21 protein-coding genes are annotated in these 20,450 nt (G+C 63.0%); 15 read left to right on the forward strand and 6 right to left on the reverse strand.

The window, feature by feature from the left end; translation table 11 throughout:
* Positions 1 to 175: 175 nt before the first annotated feature.
* Positions 176 to 1,063: a tRNA glutamyl-Q(34) synthetase GluQRS gene (gene gluQRS / locus FW760_RS18405; protein ID WP_043863803.1), complete on the reverse strand. Its 888-nt coding sequence runs from the start codon at positions 1,061 to 1,063 to the stop codon at positions 176 to 178.
* Positions 1,064 to 1,129: 66 nt separating this feature from the next.
* Complete coding sequence (dksA, locus tag FW760_RS18410; RefSeq protein ID WP_043863802.1) at positions 1,130 to 1,576, reverse strand: RNA polymerase-binding protein DksA; 447 nt, start codon at positions 1,574 to 1,576, stop codon at positions 1,130 to 1,132.
* Positions 1,577 to 1,786: 210 nt separating this feature from the next.
* Between dksA and FW760_RS18415 the strand changes: the two genes are divergently transcribed.
* Both FW760_RS18415 and sfsA read left to right on the forward strand, forming a co-directional pair.
* Positions 1,787 to 2,959, forward strand: coding sequence for a pyridoxal phosphate-dependent aminotransferase (locus FW760_RS18415; RefSeq protein WP_078481321.1), 1,173 nt, complete (start codon positions 1,787 to 1,789; stop codon positions 2,957 to 2,959).
* Complete coding sequence (sfsA, locus tag FW760_RS18420; RefSeq protein WP_116052273.1) at positions 2,959 to 3,669, forward strand: DNA/RNA nuclease SfsA; 711 nt, start codon at positions 2,959 to 2,961, stop codon at positions 3,667 to 3,669. Before FW760_RS18415 ends, sfsA begins: the two co-directional genes overlap by 1 nt.
* Here sfsA and FW760_RS18425 read toward each other — a convergent pair.
* Entirely contained in the window at positions 3,662 to 3,979 is a 318-nt protein-coding gene (locus tag FW760_RS18425; protein ID WP_058540543.1) for a Rieske (2Fe-2S) protein, read from the reverse strand. The genes sfsA and FW760_RS18425 overlap by 8 nt on opposite strands.
* 166 nt (positions 3,980 to 4,145) lie before the next feature.
* Between FW760_RS18425 and FW760_RS18430 the strand changes: the two genes are divergently transcribed.
* From FW760_RS18430 to FW760_RS18445, 4 genes are read left to right on the forward strand one after another with little or no spacing between them, the layout of a single operon-like run.
* Positions 4,146 to 5,027, forward strand: coding sequence for a heme/hemin ABC transporter substrate-binding protein (locus FW760_RS18430; protein WP_054916529.1), 882 nt, complete (start codon positions 4,146 to 4,148; stop codon positions 5,025 to 5,027).
* The gene (locus FW760_RS18435) at positions 5,024 to 6,061 is read left to right on the forward strand and encodes a FecCD family ABC transporter permease (RefSeq protein ID WP_043863797.1); all 1,038 of its coding nucleotides are present in this window, start codon (positions 5,024 to 5,026) and stop codon (positions 6,059 to 6,061) included. The genes FW760_RS18430 and FW760_RS18435 overlap by 4 nt, the downstream gene beginning before the upstream one ends.
* A complete protein-coding gene (locus FW760_RS18440) occupies positions 6,061 to 6,828 on the forward strand; it encodes a heme ABC transporter ATP-binding protein (protein ID WP_116052272.1) in 768 nt (255 codons plus the stop codon). The genes FW760_RS18435 and FW760_RS18440 overlap by 1 nt, the downstream gene beginning before the upstream one ends.
* A 10-nt stretch (positions 6,829 to 6,838) precedes the next feature.
* Complete coding sequence (locus tag FW760_RS18445) at positions 6,839 to 7,738, forward strand: ChaN family lipoprotein (protein ID WP_088514008.1); 900 nt, start codon at positions 6,839 to 6,841, stop codon at positions 7,736 to 7,738.
* A 246-nt stretch (positions 7,739 to 7,984) separates the two neighbouring features.
* Here FW760_RS18445 and FW760_RS18450 read toward each other — a convergent pair whose 3' ends face one another.
* From FW760_RS18450 to FW760_RS18460, 3 genes are all read right to left on the reverse strand, one after another.
* Positions 7,985 to 8,257 (reverse strand): TfoX/Sxy family protein, encoded by a 273-nt coding sequence (locus FW760_RS18450; RefSeq protein WP_043863794.1) that lies wholly within the window; start codon positions 8,255 to 8,257, stop codon positions 7,985 to 7,987.
* 167 nt (positions 8,258 to 8,424) lie between these two features.
* Positions 8,425 to 8,769, reverse strand: a complete 345-nt coding sequence (locus FW760_RS18455) for a pentapeptide repeat-containing protein (RefSeq protein WP_043863793.1) — start codon at positions 8,767 to 8,769, stop codon at positions 8,425 to 8,427.
* Positions 8,770 to 8,873: 104 nt separating this feature from the next.
* A complete protein-coding gene (locus tag FW760_RS18460; protein WP_043863792.1) occupies positions 8,874 to 10,436 on the reverse strand; it encodes a bifunctional aminoglycoside phosphotransferase/ATP-binding protein in 1,563 nt (520 codons plus the stop codon).
* A gap of 118 nt (positions 10,437 to 10,554) precedes the next feature.
* Between FW760_RS18460 and mrcB the strand changes: the two genes are divergently transcribed.
* From mrcB to msrQ, 9 genes are all read left to right on the forward strand, one after another.
* Positions 10,555 to 12,876, forward strand: coding sequence for a penicillin-binding protein 1B (mrcB, locus tag FW760_RS18465; RefSeq protein WP_054916525.1), 2,322 nt, complete (start codon positions 10,555 to 10,557; stop codon positions 12,874 to 12,876).
* Between the two features lie 27 nt (positions 12,877 to 12,903).
* Positions 12,904 to 13,641, forward strand: coding sequence for a hypothetical protein (locus tag FW760_RS18470; protein ID WP_054916524.1), 738 nt, complete (start codon positions 12,904 to 12,906; stop codon positions 13,639 to 13,641).
* Positions 13,641 to 13,970 carry a YqcC family protein gene (locus FW760_RS18475; RefSeq protein WP_043863789.1) on the forward strand — a complete coding sequence of 110 codons (330 nt, stop codon included), beginning with the start codon at positions 13,641 to 13,643 and terminating at the stop codon, positions 13,968 to 13,970. The genes FW760_RS18470 and FW760_RS18475 overlap by 1 nt, the downstream gene beginning before the upstream one ends.
* Before the next feature lie 422 nt (positions 13,971 to 14,392).
* The gene (locus FW760_RS18480; protein ID WP_043863936.1) at positions 14,393 to 16,117 is read left to right on the forward strand and encodes an acetolactate synthase 3 large subunit; all 1,725 of its coding nucleotides are present in this window, start codon (positions 14,393 to 14,395) and stop codon (positions 16,115 to 16,117) included.
* Positions 16,118 to 16,119: 2 nt separating this feature from the next.
* Positions 16,120 to 16,611, forward strand: coding sequence for an acetolactate synthase small subunit (ilvN, locus tag FW760_RS18485; protein WP_043863788.1), 492 nt, complete (start codon positions 16,120 to 16,122; stop codon positions 16,609 to 16,611).
* A 53-nt stretch (positions 16,612 to 16,664) separates the two neighbouring features.
* Complete coding sequence (gene ilvC, locus FW760_RS18490) at positions 16,665 to 17,681, forward strand: ketol-acid reductoisomerase (RefSeq protein ID WP_043863787.1); 1,017 nt, start codon at positions 16,665 to 16,667, stop codon at positions 17,679 to 17,681.
* A gap of 146 nt (positions 17,682 to 17,827) precedes the next feature.
* Positions 17,828 to 18,688 carry a CDP-diacylglycerol--serine O-phosphatidyltransferase gene (gene pssA / locus FW760_RS18495; protein WP_043863786.1) on the forward strand — a complete coding sequence of 287 codons (861 nt, stop codon included), beginning with the start codon at positions 17,828 to 17,830 and terminating at the stop codon, positions 18,686 to 18,688.
* A gap of 63 nt (positions 18,689 to 18,751) precedes the next feature.
* Positions 18,752 to 19,765, forward strand: a complete 1,014-nt coding sequence (gene msrP, locus FW760_RS18500; protein ID WP_116052270.1) for a protein-methionine-sulfoxide reductase catalytic subunit MsrP — start codon at positions 18,752 to 18,754, stop codon at positions 19,763 to 19,765.
* On the forward strand, positions 19,765 to 20,391 hold the full coding sequence (msrQ, locus tag FW760_RS18505; RefSeq protein ID WP_116052269.1) for a protein-methionine-sulfoxide reductase heme-binding subunit MsrQ: 627 nt from the start codon (positions 19,765 to 19,767) through the stop codon (positions 20,389 to 20,391). The genes msrP and msrQ overlap by 1 nt, the downstream gene beginning before the upstream one ends.
* The last annotated feature ends 59 nt before the right edge of the window (positions 20,392 to 20,450 follow it).

Here is a 20,450-nt window from a genome sequence, read left to right on the forward strand (position 1 = left end):
GCCTGCAAACGACCTTCGCCAGAATGCCCAACGAATTGAATTTGTTGGGCTTTGTGCAAGCTGTTCCGGCCTCTTCGCTGTCCAGGTTCTGTACTGGCCTGGAGGGCAACGGTGCACCGATGGGCGCTGGCCTGCCAGCGAAGGGCTCAGCGCCTGTGTCAGCAGTGAGCAACGATCAGTGAAGGTCGGCTTCGGGCACGCTCAGGCGCCGGGGCAGGGCGTCGGTATTCCAGTGCTGGGCGGCGTGCGCGAGTACCTCGCTCGGCGTACCCAGCGCCATGCCCGCCTCGACCGGTTGGCCGAGAGCACGCAAGGCCCGCAACAGCAAGGGTGTGGCCTGGTCCGCCGGCAACGGTGCCGAGCGATACGACTTGCCCAGCTTGTGCCCGTCGGGCTGGGTGATCAGCGGCACATGCAGGTAGCGCGGCTGCGACAGGCCCAGCAGCTCCTGCAGGTACAGCTGGCGCGGGGTGTTGTCGAGCAGGTCGGCACCGCGCACGATATCGGTCACGCCTTGCCAGGCATCGTCCAGCACCACTGCCAGCTGGTAAGCGTACAGGCCATCGCGGCGCCGGATCACGAAGTCGCCCACCTCGCGTCCCAGGTGCTGCTCGAAGCGGCCCTGCAGACGATCGGTGAAGTGATAGCTCAGCTCGGGCACGCGCAGGCGAATGGCCGCGTCCTCCTGGGCGTGGCCCAGGTTGCGGCACAGGCCCGGATAGATACCGTTGTACCCTTCCAGCTGCTTGCGCGAACAGGTACAGGCGTACGCCAGGCCCTGCTGGAACAGGCGCTGCACCACGGCGGCATAGGCGTCGTGACGCTGGCTCTGGTACACCACTGCGCCGTCCCAGTGCAGGCCGTAGTTTTCCAGAGTGTGCAGGATGGCGGCCTGGGCGCCGGGGGCTTCGCGCGGCGGGTCGATGTCTTCCATGCGCAGCAGCCATTGCCCGCCCACCGCGCGTGCGTCCAGCCACGAGGCGAGGGCGGCAACCAGCGAGCCGAAATGTAGAAAACCACTGGGGGTGGGGGCGAAGCGCCCGATGTAGCGCGGGGTGTTCATCACAGGCGGGTAGATCCGACAGCCATAAATGAAACGGGGCGCCTTGAGCGCCCCGTTCTGTTCAGGTCAGGCCTTGCCGACCTGTTTTTCCTTGATTTCCGCAAGGTTCTTGCAGTCGAAGCACTTGTCGGCGGTAGGGCGGGCCTCCAGGCGGCGCACACCGATTTCAACACCGCAGTCTTCGCACCAGCCGTAGTCCTTGTCCTGGATCAGTTGCAGCGTCTTGTCGATCTTCTTGATCAACTTGCGCTCGCGGTCACGATTGCGCAGTTCCAGCGCAAACTCTTCTTCCTGGCTGGCACGGTCTGCCGGGTCGGCAAAGTTGGCTGCCTCTTCCTTCATGTGGTCTACAGTCCGGTCCACTTCCTTCATCAGGTCCTGCTTCCACTTGTTCAGGATGGAGACAAAGTGGGCCCGCATGTCATCGCTCATGTACTCCTCACCCTTACCAGCTTCATAGGGGGTGAAGTCGCCAACGGCTTGAACGGTTTGTTTCTTTTCTTGGGTGGACATGAATAGACCGCCTCTCACTCTTCTAATCCATTGCGCAGGCTTCTCCATCTCCGGCGCCCGCCGGCCCTGCGACTGCGAGCCGCCGAACTTACCAGATCGAATCGGGGCGCGCTACTCCCGGTTGTCTCCCCGGTTGACCACGGCTTTACCCACACGTTCGTTCCCATGCATGGGTAGAATCATCATTTTAGACCCATTTGAGAGAAGGCCATGGCCCAGCCCTACAGTGCGCGCAGTCGCGCCATCGAACCCTTTCACGTCATGGCGCTGCTGGCGCGGGCCAACGAACTGCAGGCAGCCGGGCATGACGTGATCCACCTGGAGATCGGCGAGCCGGACTTCACCACTGCCGCGCCCATCGTCGAAGCCGGCCAGGCTGCCCTGGCCGCAGGCCACACGCGCTACACCGCGGCACGCGGCCTGCCTGCGCTGCGCGAGGCGATTGCCGGGTTCTATGCCCAGCGTTACGGGGTGAACATCGACCCGCAGCGCATCCTGATCACCCCGGGCGGCTCGGGCGCATTGCTGCTGGCGGCCAGCCTGTTGGTCGACCCAGGCAAGCACTGGCTGCTGGCCGACCCGGGCTACCCGTGCAACCGGCACTTTCTGCGCCTGGTCGAGGGCGGTGCGCAACTGGTGCCGGTCGGCCCCGAGGCCAACTACCAGCTCAATGCCGACCTGGTCGAGCGTTACTGGGACAACGAGACCGTCGGTGCACTGGTGGCCTCGCCCGCCAACCCCACCGGCACGGTGCTCGACCGCGAGCAACTGGCCAGCCTGTCGCAGGCCACCCGTGCGCACAATGGCCACCTGGTGGTCGACGAGATCTATCACGGCCTGACCTACGGCATCGACGCCCCCAGCGTGCTGGAAGTCGATGACGAAGCCTTCGTGCTGAATAGTTTCTCAAAATATTTCGGCATGACCGGCTGGCGCCTCGGTTGGCTGGTAGCGCCGCCTGCAGCGGTCGCCGACCTGGAGAAGCTGGCGCAAAACCTCTACATCAGTGCGCCGAGCATGGCCCAACATGCTGCGCTGGCCTGTTTCGAACCCCGCACGCTGGCGATTTTCGAGGAGCGTCGCGCCGAGTTCGCGCGGCGTCGCGACTTCTTGTTGCCGGCCCTGCGCGAGCTGGGCTTCGGTATCGCGGTGGAACCGCAAGGGGCGTTCTACCTGTACGCCGATATCAGCGCGTTCGGTGGTGATGCCTTCGCGTTCTGCCAGCACTTCCTCGAAACCGAGCACGTAGCCTTCACCCCGGGCCTGGACTTCGGTCGTCACCAGGCCGGGCACCATGTGCGGTTTGCCTACACCCAGAGCCTGCCGCGCCTGCAGCAGGCGGTCGAGCGGATTGCCCGCGGTTTGCGGAGTTGGCAAGGCTGATGCGTTTTTTCCCCGAACTTGAGCAGGCGCGCCTGCTGCGTCGCTACAAACGTTTTCTGGCCGACATCGAACTGGCCAACGGCGAACAGATGACCATCCACTGCCCCAACACCGGGTCGATGCTCAACTGCATGCTGGAGGGCGGCAAGGTCTGGTTCAGTCGGTCCAGCGACCCCAAGCGCAAATTGCCGGGCACCTGGGAAATCGCCGAGACCCCGCAAGGCCGGCTGGCCTGTGTGAACACCGGGCGGGCCAATGCCATCGTCGAAGAGGCGCTGCACGCCGGGCGCATCACCGAGCTGGCCGGCTTCACGGCGCTCCGGCGGGAGGTGGCCTATGGCGAGGAACGCAGCCGCATCGATTTTCGCCTGGAGTACCCCACAGGGCCGGCCTATGTCGAGGTCAAGAGCGTGACCCTGGGCTTCGACGGCTCGCGGATAGCGGCGTTTCCCGACGCGGTGACCCAACGTGGCGCCAAGCACCTGCGCGAACTGTCGGCACTGGTGCGCCAGGGTGTGCGGGCGGTGCAACTGTATTGCGTGAACCTGAGCGGCATCGATGCGGTGCGCCCGGCCGAGGAAATCGACAGCGCCTATGCCGCGGCCTTGCGTGCAGCGGCAGCCGAAGGTGTCGAGGTGCTGGCCTACGGCGTGCACCTGGACGGCGAGCAGATCAGCATCGACCGCGCATTGCCGGTGACGCTCACGTAATGAGCCAGATGCCCTGGCTGTCTTCCCGGCAGTCCAGGGCCTGCAATGCATCCCCGGTACAGGGGCCGGCCACGCATTCACCGGACTCCGGCACGAACAGTGCGCCGTGATGAACGCAGGCGATCAGTTGGGCGCTGGGGTCCAGGAATTGGTCTGCCTCCCAGTTCAGGCCGATGCCACGATGCGGGCAGCGGTTGCGGTACAGGTAGACGCGGCCCTGGCGACGTACGCCGAACAGGTCGATGCCTGCGGCCTTGAAGCCACGGCTTTGGCCCTCGCCCAGATCGGACGGGCGGCAAAGAAGGTGCATGGGTAGGTTCACTTGAAGAAACGAGAGTCGGCTTGACGTCCAAATGCAAATAATTATCAAATTGCCCGCAATGGCCGTGCCCGGCGTCTTTATACCGCGAGTACGGGCACTGCCCAACCGTTATCCACCTGGACAACGGTCCGCCTTCATCTAAGGAAGCCTTGCTATGCGCCGACGTGCCAGCCTGATCGCCCTGTGTATCGGGCTTGTTTTCAACTCGGCGGCCCAGGCCGAACCCCTGGCCGCCCGCTGGGTCAGTGCCGGCGGTGCGCTGAGCGAGTGGGTGGTGGCGCTGGGCGGCGAGTCGCGGCTGGTGGGCGTCGACACCACCAGCCAGCACCCGGCGAGCCTCAAGGCGCTGCCCAGCATCGGCTATCAGCGTCAGCTGTCGGCCGAAGGGGTGCTCAGCTTGCGCCCGGACCTGCTGGTGGGCACCGAGGAAATGGGCCCGCCAGAGGTGCTCAAGCAGCTCCGGGGGGCCGGGGTGAAGGTGGAGTTGTTTTCGAGCACGCCCGAGCTGCAGGCCGTACATGGCAACCTCCGGCAATTGGGCCGCCTGATGGGCGACGAGGCGCAGGCAGAGCGCCTGTTCGGCGAGTACCGGCAGCAGCTTGACGGGCTGGCGGCACGAATCAAGGCAGTGCAGGGCAGTCAGGCGGCCCCTGGCGTGATTCTGCTGGTGGGGCATGGCGGTGCCAAGCCGATGATCGCGGGCAAGGGGACCGCAGGCGACTGGATGATTCGCCAGGCCGGCGGGCGCAACCTGGCCGACAATGACGGCTACAAGAACTTCTCGGTCGAGGCGCTGGCGGCGCTGAACCCCCAGGTGCTGGTGTTTGCCGATCGCAGCCTGTCGGGCGAGGCGGCGCTGCAGGCCCTGCTCAAGGAAAACCCGGCGCTGGCGGCCTCTCGCGCAGCACGGGACAAGCGTCTGGTCGAACTTGACCCGACCTTGCTGGTGGGCGGCCTCGGGCCGCGTCAGCCGGCCAGCCTGCAAGCGCTGGCGCAAGCCTTCTACCCGGCGGCCAAGGCGCAACTGGCCCCATGAATCGACTGGTACCACCGCGTGCTCTGTTCATCGGCCTGAGCCTGCTGTGCCTTTTGGCGGTGTGGCTGTCATTGGCCCTGGGGCCGGTCAGCCTGCCGTTGCTCGACACCCTGCGAGCCGGGCTGCGCCTGATAGGCGTGCCGATTCAGGCCCAGGGGCTGGAGCAGGCCGAACTGATCCTGGGCCAGATTCGTCTGCCGCGCACCTTGCTCGGGCTGGTGGTCGGCGCGGTGCTGGCGATTTCCGGGGTGGCGATGCAGGGCCTGTTTCGCAACCCGCTGGCCGACCCCGGCCTGGTCGGGGTGTCCAGCGGTGCTGCACTCGGGGCGGCGGTGGCGATTGTGGGCGGCAACTGGCTGGGGGGCGTGCCCGAGGTATTCGCGCCCTATCTGTTGTCGATCTTCGCCTTTCTCGGCGGGCTGGGCGTGACGGCGCTGGTCTACCGGTTGGGCCGGCGTGACGGTCAGACCAGTGTCGCCACCATGCTGCTGGCGGGCATCGCCCTGACCGCCCTGGCCGCCTCGGTGGTGGGGCTGTTCACTTATCTTGCCGATGACGCCACGCTGCGTACGCTGACGTTCTGGAACCTGGGCAGTCTCAATGGCGCAAGCTACCCGCGCCTGTGGCCGTTGTTGCTGGTGGCGGTGGTAGTGGCCTGGTGGCTGCCGCGCCGGGCCGAGGCGCTCAATGCCCTGCTGCTGGGGGAGTCGGAGGCGCGCCACCTGGGTATCGAGGTCGAAACACTCAAGCGCGAACTGGTGTTCTGCACCGCGCTGGGCGTGGGGGCGGCGGTAGCGGCGGCGGGGTTGATCGGTTTTGTCGGGCTGGTGGTGCCGCACATGGTGCGACTGTTGTCCGGCCCCGACCATCGCGTGTTGCTGCCGGCGTCGCTGCTGGCCGGAGCGTCGCTGCTGCTGTTCGCCGACCTGATCGCGCGGCTGGCACTGGCGCCGGCAGAACTGCCGATTGGCATCGTCACTGCATTTATCGGTGCCCCCTTCTTCCTTTTTCTGCTGCTACGGGGGCGTGCCTGATGCTACGGGTGGAGAACCTGCAGGTGGTGCGCGGGCAGACCCGGGTGCTCGATGGCATCACCCTGGGCATCGAGCCGGGGCAGGTGCTGGGTGTGCTGGGCCCCAATGGTGCTGGCAAGAGCACCTTGCTCGCAGCATTGTGCGGCGAATTGCCTGCCCATCATGGCCGTGTGCTGCTGGATGAGCGTGCGTTGGGCGACTGGAGCGGGCATGAGCGGGCACAACGCCTGGCGGTACTGCCGCAGACTTCAAGCCTGGGCTTTGCGTTTCGTGTCGAGGAGGTGGTGGCCATGGGGCGACTGCCCCACCGCACCGGTCAGGTGCGCGACCAGGCAATCGTGGTCGAGGCACTGGAGGCGGCGGATGCCGGGCACCTGGTGGGGCGCAGCTACCTGGCGCTGTCGGGGGGCGAGCGTCAGCGAGTGCACCTGGCGCGGGTGCTGGCGCAGCTCTGGCCAGGGGGCGACGGCTGCACGCTGTTGCTCGACGAGCCGACGTCCATGCTCGACCCCTTGCATCAGCACACCACGTTGCAGGCGGTCAGAGCCTTTGCCGACCGTGGTGCGGCGGTACTGGTGATCCTGCATGACCTGAACCTGGCGGCGCGCTATTGTGACCGCATCCTGCTGCTCGAACGTGGCTGCCCGCATGCGCTGGATACCCCTGAACATGTGCTTCGGCCCGAAGCGCTGCGCGCCGTGTTCGGCCTTGAAGTACTGGTTCAACCTCACCCCGAGCGGGGGCACCCGCTCATCATCGCCCGCTAGGAGCTCGCCCATGCCTCGCACGTTGCTGTTTGGCACCCTGTTGCTGCTGGCGTTGGGACTGAGCGCTTGCCAGTCCGGCGCAGCGTTGGCGCCACTGCCGCAGTGGCAAGGCCCGCAGGGGCGCGAGCATGCCGAACTGGGGCAGATCCGCGAGTTGAGCACAGGCCGGTTACTGACACCGGAGCAACTGGTCCGGCGCCTGGCTGCGGCACCGCGGGTTCTGGTGGGGGAGCAGCACGACAACCCCGATCACCATGCCTTGCAGTTGTGGTTGTTACGCGCGCTGGAGCAGCAACGGCCGCAGGGCAGCCTGCTGTTGGAGATGCTGGAGCCGGCGCAGCAGGCGCGGGTGGATGCACTCAAGCAGCAGCCCACGCTACCGGTCGACCTGGTGTCGGCGCTGCACTGGCAATCAGGTTGGGATTGGGCCCTGTATGGCCCGATCGTGCGCCATGCGCTGGGGCAGCCCTATCCGTTGCTGGCGGCGAACCTTGATCGCGCCGAGGTGCGGGATATCTACCGCCAGGTACCGAAGTTGGAGGGGCAGCACGCTACGACCGCTGCGGTTACCCAGGCCTTGCTCGACCAGGTACGTGAAGGGCATTGCGGGCTGCTGCCTGAATCGCAGATGCCGGCCATGCTGGCGGTACAGCAGCAGCGTGACCGGCGAATTGCCCAGCGCCTGATGCAGGCGCCGACGCCGGCCCTGCTGTTGGCGGGGGCCTATCACGTGCGCAACGACCTGGGCGTGCCCTTGCATCTGCTGGACCTGGGGGTAGAACAGGGCACCAGCGTGCTGATGCTGGCGCAGGTGGGGGAAAAGGTGGACGCAGGCATGGCCGATTACGTGTGGTTTACCGCTGGCGTGGCCGAGCAGGATTACTGTGCGAGCCTGCGCAAGGGCGGGTGATACAGGCTGGGAATGTGTGGTGGCCCTTTTCGCTGGCTTGCCAGTGCATAGGCCATGACAGGCAACTCAAATCCCAGGCAAAAAAAGACCCGGCAAAGTGCCGGGTCAATAACCGTGATTAGCCTGATGAGGAGATAATCTGAGAGTCCGAACCAAGGTCTTTCAGAATATCCAACCAGTCTCGCGACCAGTTGTGATAATCATAACGATTCTCATTTCGAAGTCAATCCTTTCATTCTGCTTATTTCAATTATTTTTGCAGGGCGCTTTGGCATCCAGCTGTTTGTTCAGCGCATCCTTGCGTTCAACGGGGATGTCGTTCCAGTGCACATCCAGCAGCGCGCCTTCTATCGCGTAGAGCAGCACCTTCGAGGCACGAAAGCCGCGGCTGCGTACCGCGTGGTAGGCGTTCACCGCGCCCAGCCGACGAAGGTCCGAGAGACTGTGGATGCCCACCGCATGCAGCCACTGCGCCGACGTCTTGCCAAGATTTTTCAGATGCTGAAGTTCATCGTTCATCAAGCCTCCTTGCGACGGCTGAACGGGTCCTGGAGATTGATTCGTGGGCAGGTCAAGAAGGAGTGTAGCGGCAGTTGGAAAATACGCGGCGTTTTGCCATGGGCGGCGCACGGCGGGGCCTGCAGCCACCGCCGGCGTTGCCAGGCGGTAGCTGTCGGCAGATGCTTTCAGCGGGTGCGATAACGCAGGCGGGTGCCGAAATTGACCGACATCAGAATCTCGTCGGCACTCAGTTCTGCGGGGAAGTAGGTGCCGGAGATCTGCGCATGGGCCAGGCTGGCACCTTCGAGGCAGTTCTCGCGCAGGTCCAGCCCACGCAGGTCGGAGGCGCGAAAGTAGGCACCACTGAAATCGATGCCCTCGGTGTCCAGCTTGCGCAGGTCCAGCCCTCGAAAGTCACCGTCCTTGAAGTCGACAATGGCGTTCCTGGGCTTCTCACGATTGAATTCCGCGATGTGTTCCTTGTGCACCAGAGCGTATAGCGCGCTGTCGAGCTGGCGTGGCTGGTTCATGAGGGCGCCTCCTTGTGTGGCCTGATGATGGCATTATAGTGCCACTGTGCGGAGGCGCCCGAGATAGAGGCGTGAAGTGTGGACTGCTTCACGCCCTCGCCGTTTTAAAGGCCGGGCAGGCGCTGGCGAATCTGCTTGACCAGTTCATCCAGGCTGCCGCTTTCGTTGGTTTCCACGCGCTTGGCCTTGAGCAGCTCTTCGCCTGTCAGCGGGTCGCGACTGGCTTGCTGGGCGGCGACCACTTCCAGAGTGGCGTCGGACGGGTCGTTCTGGTCGGCCTGGCGCTGTGCCAGCCAGCTGGCGATCACGGCGTCCGGTGCATTGCAGTCGAGGATCAGGAAGGGAACGCCGGTTTCGCTGGCAACGTCGGCGGCGGCCTGGCGCTGTGCCTGCTTGAGGTAGGTGGCATCGATCACCACCGGGAACCCCGCGCGCAGGATTGTTCCGGCCAGCTGATGCAGGTGCTGGTAGGTCTTCTGGCTGGCGTCATCGGCGTAGATGCCTTGTTGCAGCTGACCGGCGGCCTGCTCGGCCTGCTCGCCGAACAGGCGCTTGCGTTCAACGTCCGAGCGCAGGCGAATGGCACCCAGTGCTTCGACCATGCGCATGGCGACATGGCTTTTGCCAACGGCCGACACACCGTGGGTGATGGCCAGCAGGCGCGACGGGATAGCGCTGTAGCTTTCGGCCAGGTTGGCGTAGTTGCGGTACTGACGCAGGGTGGTGGCCCGTTGTACGCCATCGGCGTCGGCCGGCATGCTGAACAGCGCGACCTTGGCCCGCACCAGAGCACGGTAGGCCTTGTAGAAGTTCAGCAGTTCGAGGCCGGCGTAATCGCCGGTGATTTCCAGGTACTGGCTGATGAAGCGCCGCGCCAGCGACTTGAGGCCGCGGTCTTCCAGGTCCATGGCCAGGAACGCCGTATCGGCGTACACATCGGTCAGGCGGAAGGGTTCGTTGAATTCGATGCAGTCAAAAATCACCACCTTGCCGTCGATCAGTGTGGCGTTGCCCAGGTGGATATCGCCATGGCACTCGCGTATGAAACCTTCGGCCTTGCGCGTTTCGAACAGGCCGTGCAGTCGATCGAAGCTGCTGCGCGCCCAGGCCTGCAGCGCATCGAGCTGCACCAGGTCGGCCTTGTCGCTGAGGAACGGGCGAATCTGTTCGAAGTTCTGTTCAACCGGAGCCATCACGCTGTCGGGCGTGCCCAACGGGTGTTCGACAGCCACTTTCGGTGCGGCCAGGTGGAACTGGGCGATCTGGCGGGCCATCTGGTCGATATGCGCAGCGGTCAGTTCGCCATTGGCCTGCAGCGTGCTGAGCATCTGGTTCTGGGGGAACTGGCGCATTTTCAGCGCGTACTCGATCGGCGCGCCGTCACCTCCCAGCTGCGGGGCCTCGACGCTGCCGGTGATGGGCAGTACTTCCAGGTACAGGTCGTCGGTCAGGCGCTGGTTGAGGCGCAGTTCTTCGGCGCAGAAATGCGCGCGACCCGACAGCTCGGTGAAGTCCAGGAAGCCGAAGTTCATCGGTTTCTTGATCTTGTAGGCGTATTCGCCCGTGAGCAGCACCCAGGAAATGTGCGTCTCGATGACCTGGAATTCCTTTACAGGGTGCGCAAACAGGGCCGGGTTTTGCAGGGCGGCGATCAAGGCTTGGCTCACGGTCGATCCTTCTGGGTCGTGGGAGATTCGAATCGACCATTATGGCGGCAAGCGGGGCCGCTGCAAACCGCCGGAGGGCGTCTGTCGACAAGCCATAAAGTGCGTATAATCCGCCGCCATGACTCGTACCCGATCTTCCCGTACCTCTAAAAAACGCCCTTCTGGCCGCGCGCGCGCCTGGTTGGGCTGGGCCCTCAAGCTCAGCCTGGTCGGCCTTGTGGTGCTGGCCGGCTTTGCGGTTTACCTTGATGCCGTGGTCCAGGAGAAATTCTCCGGCAAACGCTGGACCATCCCGGCCAAGGTCTACGCGCGCCCGCTCGAGCTGTTCGTCGGGCAGAAGCTGAGCAAGAACGACTTCCTGATCGAGCTCGATGCCCTGGGCTATCGCCGCGAAAGCGTGGCCAACGGCCCGGGCGCGGCCTCGGTCAACGGCAACACCATCGACCTCAATACCCGCGGCTTCCAGTTCTATGAAGGCATGGAAAAAGCCCAGGGCGTGCGCGTGCGCTTCTCTGGCGACTACGTTGCCGGCCTGAGCGGTACCAATGGCTCGAAGCTCGACGTGGTGCGCCTGGAGCCGCTGCTGATCGGCGGCATCTACCCGAAGAACCTTGAAGACCGCATCCTGATCAAGCTCGATCAGGCGCCGCCCTATCTGCTCGAAACCCTGGTGGCGGTGGAAGACCGTGACTTCTACCACCACTTCGGGGTGTCGCCCAAGTCGATTGCGCGGGCCATCTGGGTCAACACCTCGTCCGGCGCCATGCGCCAGGGCGGCAGTACCCTGACCCAGCAGTTGGTCAAGAACTTCTACCTGACCAACGAGCGCAGCCTCAGCCGCAAGCTCAACGAAGCGATGATGGCGCTGCTGCTCGAAGCCCACTACAGCAAGCGCGACATCCTCGAGGCGTACCTCAACGAGGTGTTCGTGGGCCAGGATGGCCAGCGTGCGGTGCACGGTTTCGGCCTGGCCAGCCAGTTCTTCTTCAGCCAGCCGCTGTCCGAGCTCAAGCTGCACCAGGTGGCGCTGCTGGTGGGCATGGTCAAGGGGCCGTCCTACTACAACCCGCGTCGTTCCCCGGAACGCGCGCTGACGCGTCGCAACCTGGTGCTCGACCTGCTGGCCGAGCAGGGCGTGGCGACCCCCGAAGCGGTCGAGGCCGCGAAGAAAATGCCACTGGGTGTGACCAAGCGCGGCAGCCTGGCGGACAGCTCGTTCCCCGGCTTCCTCGACCTGGTCAAGCGCCAGTTGCGCCAGGACTACCGTGACGAAGACTTGACCGAGGAGGGGCTGCGTATCTTCACCAGCTTCGACCCGATCCTGCAGATGAAGTCCGAAGCGGCGATGAACGAAACCTTCAAGCGCCTCAGCGGGCGCAAGGGGGCGGACGAAGTCGAGGCGGCGATGGTGGTGACCAACCCGGAAACCGGGGAGGTGCAGGCACTGATCGGCAGCCGCCAGGCCGGGTTTGCCGGTTTCAACCGTGCCATCGACGCCGTGCGTCCCATTGGCTCGCTGGTCAAGCCGGCGGTGTACCTGACCGCACTGGAAAAACCGAGCCAGTTCACCCTCACCAGCTGGGTGCAGGATGAACCCTTCTCGGTGAAGGGCGCCGACGGCCAGGTGTGGAAGCCGCAGAACTACGACCGGCGCGCCCATGGCACGATCTTCCTGTACCAGGGGCTGGCCAATTCCTACAACCTGTCGACCGCCAAGCTTGGCCTGGAAGTGGGCGTGCCCAACGTGCTCAAGACCATTGGCCGCCTGGGTGTCAACGTCGACTGGCCGGCCTTCCCGTCGATGCTGCTGGGTGCCGGGGGCATGTCGCCGGTGCAGGTTGCGACCATGTACCAGACCCTGGCCAATGGCGGCTTCAACACGCCGATGCGAGGCATCCGCAGCGTGCTGACCGCCGAGGGCGAGCCGCTCAAGCGCTACCCGTTCCAGATCCAGCAGACCTTCGACCCGGGCTCCATCTATCTGGTGCAGAACGCCATGCAGCGGGTGATGCGTGAAGGTACCGGGCGCTCGGTTTACAGTGTATTGCCCAGTTCGTTGAACCTGGCCGGCAAGACCGGTACCAGCAACGATTCGCGTGACAGCTGGTTCGCAGGGTTCAGCCAGGACCTGCTGGCAGTGGTGTGGCTGGGTCGCGATGACAACGGCAAGACACCGTTCACCGGCGCCACCGGCGCGTTGCAGGTCTGGACCAGCTTCATGCGCAAGGCCGACCCGCTGCCGCTGGACATGCCACAGCCTGACAACGTGGTACAGGCCTGGGTCGATCCGCATACCGGCCAAGGTTCCGATGCCAGCTGCCCGGGCGCGGTACAGATGCCGTATATTCGCGGCAGTGAGCCAGTGGCCGGCGCCGCCTGTGGCGGCGAGCAGGCACCTGCCGAGTCCGTGATGGACTGGGTCAAGGGCTGGATGAATTAAGCCAAAGCACAGCAAAGAGGGTGTGACGTGAACAAGTGGTTGTTTCCTGCCTTGACGGCACTGGCTTTGCTTACAGGTTGCGCCAGCGTGCAGCGTGGCTCGATCCCCGTAGTGGATTCAGGGACGCGGGTTTCCAACAGCGAGCGGGTATCGGCCAACCGTGCCGGCGCTGCCGTGAACACCGGTACTCGCCAGGCGCAGGCGATGCCGCAGGATTCCGGGGTGACGGTGATGGTGCCCCAGGGCGCCGGCTCCGAGCCGATCCAGACCTTTGCGGCGCCTACCGGGCCCGCGTCGATCGACACCGGGCCGATTACCCCAGGCCCGCAGAATTCGGCGCCGTTCCCGAGCACCAGCAGCGGTGGCTACAGCGCACCGAGCGCACCCACCGGCATTCCCAGTTCGAACACCGGCAGCGGCGGCCTCTCGGCTGACGAACAGCTCGATGGCCCGGTGCTGGCGCTGTTGACCACGGCGCAGACGCAGCAGACCGGCGGCGATCTCAACGGCGCCTCGTCCAGCCTTGAGCGTGCCCAGCGCATTGCCCCGCGTGAACCGCAGGTACTCTACCGTCTGGCCCAGGTGCGACTGGCCCAGGGCGATGCGGCGCAGTCCGAACAGCTGGCGCGCCGTGCCCTGACCTACGCCAACGGTCGCCCCGATCTGCAGGCCGGCCTGTGGGACATCATCGCCCAGGCGCGCGACAAGCAGGGTGACGCCGCCGGCGCCGCGCTGGCTCGCCAGAAAGCCAAGGTCAGCCTGTAATGGAGGCTCGCATCCTGGCGATTGCAGACCACCTGCTGCTGATAGAGCACGAGCTGCACAGGCAGGGCTGGTGGTCCGCCGAGGCGCCCAGTGCGCAAGCCCTGGCCAGCACCACGCCGTTCGCCGTCGACGCCATGAACTTCGATCAGTGGCTGCAGTGGATCTTTCTGCCGAAGATGAAACAGATACTCGAAAACGGTGCGCCGCTGCCCAGTGCCTCGGGCATCCTGGTGATGGCTGAAACGGTGTACGTGGATCGGCCGCAAGAAAGTCGCGAGTTGCGTCGTCTATTAGCAGAGTTTGACCAATTGATCAGTGCTTCTGCCTGAATTTCCCTATTTTCACCCTAAGAGCCGCAGATTGTGGCTCTTTTTGTTTCTGAAGTTTGTTTTTCTGCTGCTGTCTTTGTAATTCGTGGTGGCTGCGGATCGTCATTTGGAAAAATTGGCAATAATTTTTCTTGACTTGCAGGCGCAGAATCAGAAGAATCCAGTTTCCGCTGTAGAGGGACTGCCAGAAGCAGACCCGCTAAGCAGATCATGAGGCGCACACCCGCGCCGACCTGTTACACCCCGCAACGCGTTACCTCGCGCTGGGTGGGAAAACCCCGCAACACTTTGGGGCGCTCCCAATACTTGCTCAGTCAGTGCTGACGTAGTCGGCGATTTCGTCGCTCATGCTCTGCTTGGCAGTAAACCTATTAAGACCCGTCCTGCCTGGACGGTATTCTGGCGTTTTAGAGGTGAACAACGTGGAGCTTTTATCTGGCGCTGAAATGGTCGTCCGCTTTTTGCGTGACGAAGGCGTTAAGCACATCTACGGGTACCCTGGCGGTGCTCTCCTGCATGTATACGATGCCCTGTTCAAGGAACCGGAAGTAAGCCACATCCTGGTTCGCCACGAGCAGGCGGCAACCCACATGGCCGACGGCTATGCCCGTGCCACCGGCAAGGCCGGCGTGGTACTGGTGACTTCCGGTCCGGGTGCCACCAATGCCATCACCGGTATTGCCACGGCGTACATGGACTCCATCCCGATGGTCATCCTCTCCGGTCAGGTGCCCAGCACCATGGTCGGTACCGATGCCTTCCAGGAAACCGACATGATCGGTATCTCGCGGCCGATCGTGAAGCACAGCTTCATGATCAAACATGCCTCGGAAATTCCTGAAATCCTGAAAAAAGCCTTCTACCTGGCTGAATCCGGTCGTCCTGGCCCGGTTGTCGTCGATATTCCGAAAGACATGACCAACCCGGCCGAGAAGTTCGAGTACGTCTACCCGAAAAAGGTCAAGCTGCGCTCCTACAGCCCGGCCGTTCGCGGGCACTCGGGTCAGATCCGCAAGGCCGCCGAGATGCTGCTGGCCGCCAAGCGTCCGATCGTCTACTCCGGCGGTGGCGTGATCCTCGGTGGTGGCTCGGCTGCGTTGACCGAGGTCGCGCAACTGCTCAACCTGCCGGTCACCAATACCCTCATGGGGCTGGGTGGCTATCCGGGCACCGACCGTCAGTTCCTGGGCATGCTCGGCATGCACGGCAGCTACACGGCCAACCTGGCGATGCACCATGCCGACGTGATCCTGGCCGTCGGTGCGCGTTTCGACGACCGTGTGGTCAACGGCCCGGCTCGGTTCTGCCCGAATGCCAAGGTCATCCACATCGACATCGACCCGGCATCGATCTCCAAGACCATCAAGGCCGATGTGCCTATCGTCGGTCCGGTCGAGAGCGTGTTGAGCGAAATGCTCGCCACCTTGCGCGAAATCGGCGAGAAGCCTGATCAGGCGGCGATGGATGCCTGGTGGAAGCAGATTGCCGAATGGCGTGGCGACGGCATCATGTTCCCGTACAACAAGGGCGATGGCAGTGTCATCAAGCCGCAGACCGTGATCGAAACCCTGTGCGAAGTCACCAAGGGGGATGCGTTCGTCACCTCCGACGTGGGTCAGCACCAGATGTTCGCGGCGCAGTACTACCGCTTCAACAAGCCGAACCGCTGGATCAACTCCGGTGGCCTGGGCACCATGGGCTTCGGTTTCCCGGCGGCCATGGGCGTCAAGCTGAACTTCCCGGACCAGGACGTTGCCTGTGTCACCGGCGAGGGCAGCATCCAGATGAACATTCAGGAGCTCTCTACCTGCCTGCAGTACGACCTGCCGGTAAAGATCGTCAACCTGAACAATGGCGTGTTGGGCATGGTTCGCCAATGGCAGGACATGGCCTACAACAGCCGTCACTCGCACTCCTACATGGAATCGCTGCCTGACTTCGTCAAGCTGGCCGAAGCCTATGGTCACGTGGGTATCCGCATCACCGACCTGAAGGACCTCAAGCCCAAGCTCGAGGAAGCCTTCGCCATGAAAGACCGGCTGGTGTTCATCGATATCCAGGTCGACAACAGCGAGCACGTCTACCCGATGCAGATCAAAGACGGCTCGATGCGCGATATGTGGCTGAGCAAGACGGAGCGGACCTAATCATGCGGCACATTATTTCCCTGCTGTTGGAAAACGAACCAGGTGCCTTGTCCCGTGTGGTCGGCCTGTTCTCGCAGCGCAACTACAACATCGAAAGCCTGACCGTCGCCCCGACCGAAGACCCGACCCTGTCGCGCCTGACGTTGACCACGGTTGGTCATGACGAGGTGATCGAGCAGATCACCAAGAACCTGAACAAGCTGGTTGAAGTGGTCAAGCTGGTCGACCTGTCGGAAAGCGCGCACATCGAGCGTGAACTGATGCTGGTCAAGATCAAGGCCACGGGTGCGCAGCGTGCCGAGATCAAGCGCACCACCGATATCTATCGTGGGCAGATCGTCGACGTCAGCAGCACGGTCTATACCGTGCAGCTGTCGGGCACCAGCGACAAGCTGGACAGCTTCATCCAGTCGATTGGTACCGCGTCCATTCTCGAAACAGTACGCAGTGGTGTCACCGGCATTGCCCGTGGCGACAAAGTGCTCAGCATCTAACTCAAAAAATTAGCGAATGGCCTGAAAGGGCCGAGATAACCAGGGGTATTTTCATGAAAGTTTTCTACGACAAAGACTGCGACCTTTCGATCATCCAGGGCAAGAAAGTTGCCATCATCGGTTACGGTTCCCAGGGCCACGCTCAAGCGTGCAACCTGAAAGACTCCGGTGTGGATGTCACTGTCGGTCTGCGTAAAGGTTCGGCCACCGTTGCCAAAGCCGAAGCCCACGGCCTGAAAGTGGCTGACGTGGCAAGCGCTGTTGCCGGTGCCGACCTGGTCATGATCCTGACCCCGGACGAGTTCCAGTCGCAGCTGTACAAGAACGAAGTCGAGCCGAACATCAAGAAGGGCGCCACCCTGGCCTTCTCCCACGGTTTCGCTATCCACTACAACCAGGTCGTTCCACGTGCTGACCTGGACGTGATCATGATCGCGCCAAAAGCGCCTGGTCACACCGTGCGTTCCGAGTTCGTGAAAGGCGGCGGTATCCCTGACCTGATCGCCATCTACCAGGACGCTTCCGGCAATGCCAAGAACGTTGCCCTGTCCTACGCCGCAGGCGTTGGTGGCGGCCGTACCGGCATCATCGAAACCACCTTCAAGGACGAGACCGAAACCGACCTGTTCGGCGAGCAGGCCGTTCTGTGCGGCGGTACCGTCGAGCTGGTCAAGGCCGGCTTCGAAACCCTGGTTGAAGCGGGCTACGCGCCAGAAATGGCCTACTTCGAGTGCCTGCACGAACTGAAGCTGATCGTTGACCTCATGTACGAAGGCGGTATCGCCAACATGAACTACTCGATCTCCAACAACGCCGAATATGGCGAGTACGTGACCGGCCCTGAAGTCATCAACGCCGAATCCCGTCAGGCCATGCGCAATGCCCTGAAACGCATTCAGGACGGCGAATACGCCAAGATGTTCATCAGCGAAGGCGCTACCGGCTATCCTTCGATGACCGCCAAGCGTCGCAACAACGCTGCTCACGGTATCGAAGTCATCGGCGAGCAACTGCGCTCGATGATGCCTTGGATCGCAGCGAACAAAATCGTCGACAAGGCCAAGAACTGATCTTGATCTGATGCGATGAAAACGCGGCTTCGGCCGCGTTTTTTCGTTTAGGCAGTCAGCTTCTGGTATAAAGCTTCATCGTTTGCCGGCGAACCCTCGTCGCAGACGTCTGTCGAAACTTTCCAAACCGTTGCAAGGTAATGTCCATGAGCGAACGTCCCGAAGAGCCGAACAAGGCCTCTGACGCCGAAAGCCTGCTACCGATCGATGAGCATGTTGAAGAAGGGCATGACGCCGAAGGACGCAAGGTACGGCATCGCGGCATCTATCTGCTGCCCAACCTGTTCACCACTGCGAACCTGTTCGCCGGTTTCTATTCGATCATCAACTCCATGAGTGCGCAGAGCGCCCTGAGTGCCGGTGATCCGCGCGAAGCGAGCAAGTACTTCGCTTTCGCTGCCATCGCGATCTTCGTCGCCATGGTGCTCGATGGTCTGGACGGGCGTGTTGCCCGCATGACCAACACCCAGAGCGCCTTCGGCGCCGAGTACGACTCGTTGTCCGACATGGTCGCCTTTGGCGTGGCCCCGGCGTTGCTGGCCTTCGGCTGGGCGCTGGGTGACATGGGCAAGGTCGGCTGGATGGTTGCCTTCATCTATGTGGCGGGTGCGGCATTGCGCCTGGCACGCTTCAATACCCAGGTCGGCAAGGCCGACAAGCGCTACTTCATCGGCCTGGCCAGCCCGGCGGCAGCCGGCGTGGTTGCGGGTACGGTCTGGGCGTTCAGCGACTATGGCATCCAGGGTTCCAAGCTCTCGTTCCTGGTGGCGCTGCTGGTGGCGGCTGCCGGCATGCTGATGGTCAGCAACATCAAGTACAACAGCTTCAAGGAGCTGGACCTCAAGGGGCGGGTGCCGTTTGTGGCGATCCTTGTGGTGGTGCTGGTGTTCGCGGTGGTGTTCAGCGATCCGCCACGCATTCTGCTGCTGATTTTCCTCGCGTATGCCGCGTCGGGCCCTATCCAGTACCTGTTGCGTTCGCGTCGCAAGAAAACCACCGAGCAGTGATGTAATTTCCCCAAGGCTCCGTAGTCTACTGGTGCATCAGCTCACCGGTTCTACGGAGTCTTTATGCTTATCAAGCTGTCCCGGCCTTCCGACTGCAAAGAATCGGAAATCACGCCTGAGTCCCTCTATCTCTCCCGACGCGCTCTGCTGGGTGGCACTGCGGCTGCATTGGCGGTCGGCAGCTTGCCGCGCTGGGCCGCTGCCGCCGAGGTTTCGCAGTATGCGGACGTCGACGCCGGTGCTGCCCCCAGCTGGTTTGCCGAAAAACTGCCGGGCACCCAATGGCAGGCGGTAACGGTCAAGGGTGAAGCGATCACGCCGTTCAAGGATGCCACGCACTACAACAACTTCTACGAGTTCGGAACCGACAAGGGCGACCCTGCTGCCAATGCGGGTGCGCTGCCGACTTCGCCATGGACGGTGGTGGTGGATGGCGAGGTCGGTAAGCCGGGCCGCTATGCGCTCGAAGACTTCATGAAGCCTTATCAGTTGCAAGAGCGCATCTACCGGCTGCGTTGTGTGGAGGCCTGGTCGATGGTGATCCCCTGGTTGGGGTTTCCGATTTCGGCATTGCTCAAGCAGGTGGAGCCGACCTCCAAGGCCCGGTACATCCGCTTCGAAACCCTGCAGGATCCAAAGCACATGCCCGGGCAGCGTTCGGGCTTCGCCTTGATCGACTGGCCCTATGTGGAAGGGCTGCGACTGGATGAGGCGATGAACCCGCTGGCCATCCTGGCGGTGGGCATGTATGGCCGCGAACTGCCCAACCAGAACGGTGCGCCGCTGCGCCTTGTGGTGCCGTGGAAGTATGGGTTCAAGAGCATCAAGTCCATCGTGCGTATCAGCCTGGTCGAGCAGCAGCCGCGCACCACCTGGCAGAACATCGCGCCTGAAGAGTACGGGTTCTATGCCAACGTGAACCCCACGGTGGACCACCCGCGCTGGACCCAGGCCCGTGAGCGCAGGCTGCCCAGCGGCCTGTTCAGCCCCAACGTTCGCGATACGCAGATGTTCAACGGCTATGCGGACGAAGTGGCTTCTTTATATAGCGGCCTGGACCTGCGGAAGAACTACTGATGCGCTATCCACTGTTTCGTTTCGCGGCCTTTCTGTTGGCTTGTGTCTGGCCGCTGTACTGGCTGGCCCAGGCTGTGCTCGATGCGCTGGGCCCCGATCCGGGCAAGGTGCTGGTGGACAGGATGGGGCAGGGTGCTCTGGTCATGCTGCTGGTAACGCTTTGCATGACGCCGTTGCAGAAGCTGACAGGCTGGTCTGGCTGGATCGTGGTGCGCCGGCAGCTCGGCCTGTGGTGCTTTGCCTATGTGCTGATGCACTTGTGTGCCTACCTGTTCTTTATCCTCGGGTTGGACTGGGGGCAGTTGGGCGTCGAGTTGCGCAAGCGCCCTTACATCATTGTTGGGAGTTTGGCGCTTGTCGGGCTGCTGGCACTGGCGGTGACCTCCAACCGCTACAGCCAGCGCCGCTTGGGCGCGCGGTGGAAGAAGCTGCACCGGCTTGTTTACGTGATCCTGGGTCTGGGGCTGCTGCATTTTCTGTGGATAGTGCGGGCAGACCTCAAGGAATGGACGGTGTACGCGGTCATCGGTGGGTTGTTGATGCTGCTGAGAGTGCCTTCTATAGAGAAGCGCATTCCCCGTGTGGGAGGGCGCAAGCGTGTATCGGTGACGAAAGTTTCAAATTAGCCCTTGACGCACGATTTAATCTCTCTATAATTCGCCCCACTTCCGGCGCAGTCGGAACT

This window comes from Pseudomonas sp. 1176_21 (assembly GCF_052850635.1).

What these genes read in the sequence shown, in the direction of transcription:
- FW760_RS18475 (WP_043863789.1), top strand. Translation starts at nt 13,641, where the DNA reads ATGGAGGCTCGCATCCTGGCGATTGCAGACCACCTGCTGCTGATAGAG.
- dksA (WP_043863802.1), bottom strand. Translation starts at nt 1,576, where the DNA reads ATGTCCACCCAAGAAAAGAAACAAACCGTTCAAGCCGTTGGCGACTTC.
- msrP (WP_116052270.1), top strand. Translation starts at nt 18,752, where the DNA reads ATGCTTATCAAGCTGTCCCGGCCTTCCGACTGCAAAGAATCGGAAATC.
- msrQ (WP_116052269.1), top strand. Translation starts at nt 19,765, where the DNA reads ATGCGCTATCCACTGTTTCGTTTCGCGGCCTTTCTGTTGGCTTGTGTC.
- FW760_RS18445 (WP_088514008.1), top strand. Translation starts at nt 6,839, where the DNA reads ATGCCTCGCACGTTGCTGTTTGGCACCCTGTTGCTGCTGGCGTTGGGA.
- FW760_RS18415 (WP_078481321.1), top strand. Translation starts at nt 1,787, where the DNA reads ATGGCCCAGCCCTACAGTGCGCGCAGTCGCGCCATCGAACCCTTTCAC.
- mrcB (WP_054916525.1), top strand. Translation starts at nt 10,555, where the DNA reads ATGACTCGTACCCGATCTTCCCGTACCTCTAAAAAACGCCCTTCTGGC.
- FW760_RS18450 (WP_043863794.1), bottom strand. Translation starts at nt 8,257, where the DNA reads ATGAACGATGAACTTCAGCATCTGAAAAATCTTGGCAAGACGTCGGCG.
- FW760_RS18435 (WP_043863797.1), top strand. Translation starts at nt 5,024, where the DNA reads ATGAATCGACTGGTACCACCGCGTGCTCTGTTCATCGGCCTGAGCCTG.
- FW760_RS18425 (WP_058540543.1), bottom strand. Translation starts at nt 3,979, where the DNA reads ATGCACCTTCTTTGCCGCCCGTCCGATCTGGGCGAGGGCCAAAGCCGT.
- FW760_RS18430 (WP_054916529.1), top strand. Translation starts at nt 4,146, where the DNA reads ATGCGCCGACGTGCCAGCCTGATCGCCCTGTGTATCGGGCTTGTTTTC.
- ilvC (WP_043863787.1), top strand. Translation starts at nt 16,665, where the DNA reads ATGAAAGTTTTCTACGACAAAGACTGCGACCTTTCGATCATCCAGGGC.
- pssA (WP_043863786.1), top strand. Translation starts at nt 17,828, where the DNA reads ATGAGCGAACGTCCCGAAGAGCCGAACAAGGCCTCTGACGCCGAAAGC.
- sfsA (WP_116052273.1), top strand. Translation starts at nt 2,959, where the DNA reads ATGCGTTTTTTCCCCGAACTTGAGCAGGCGCGCCTGCTGCGTCGCTAC.
- gluQRS (WP_043863803.1), bottom strand. Translation starts at nt 1,063, where the DNA reads ATGAACACCCCGCGCTACATCGGGCGCTTCGCCCCCACCCCCAGTGGT.
- FW760_RS18440 (WP_116052272.1), top strand. Translation starts at nt 6,061, where the DNA reads ATGCTACGGGTGGAGAACCTGCAGGTGGTGCGCGGGCAGACCCGGGTG.
- ilvN (WP_043863788.1), top strand. Translation starts at nt 16,120, where the DNA reads ATGCGGCACATTATTTCCCTGCTGTTGGAAAACGAACCAGGTGCCTTG.
- FW760_RS18455 (WP_043863793.1), bottom strand. Translation starts at nt 8,769, where the DNA reads ATGAACCAGCCACGCCAGCTCGACAGCGCGCTATACGCTCTGGTGCAC.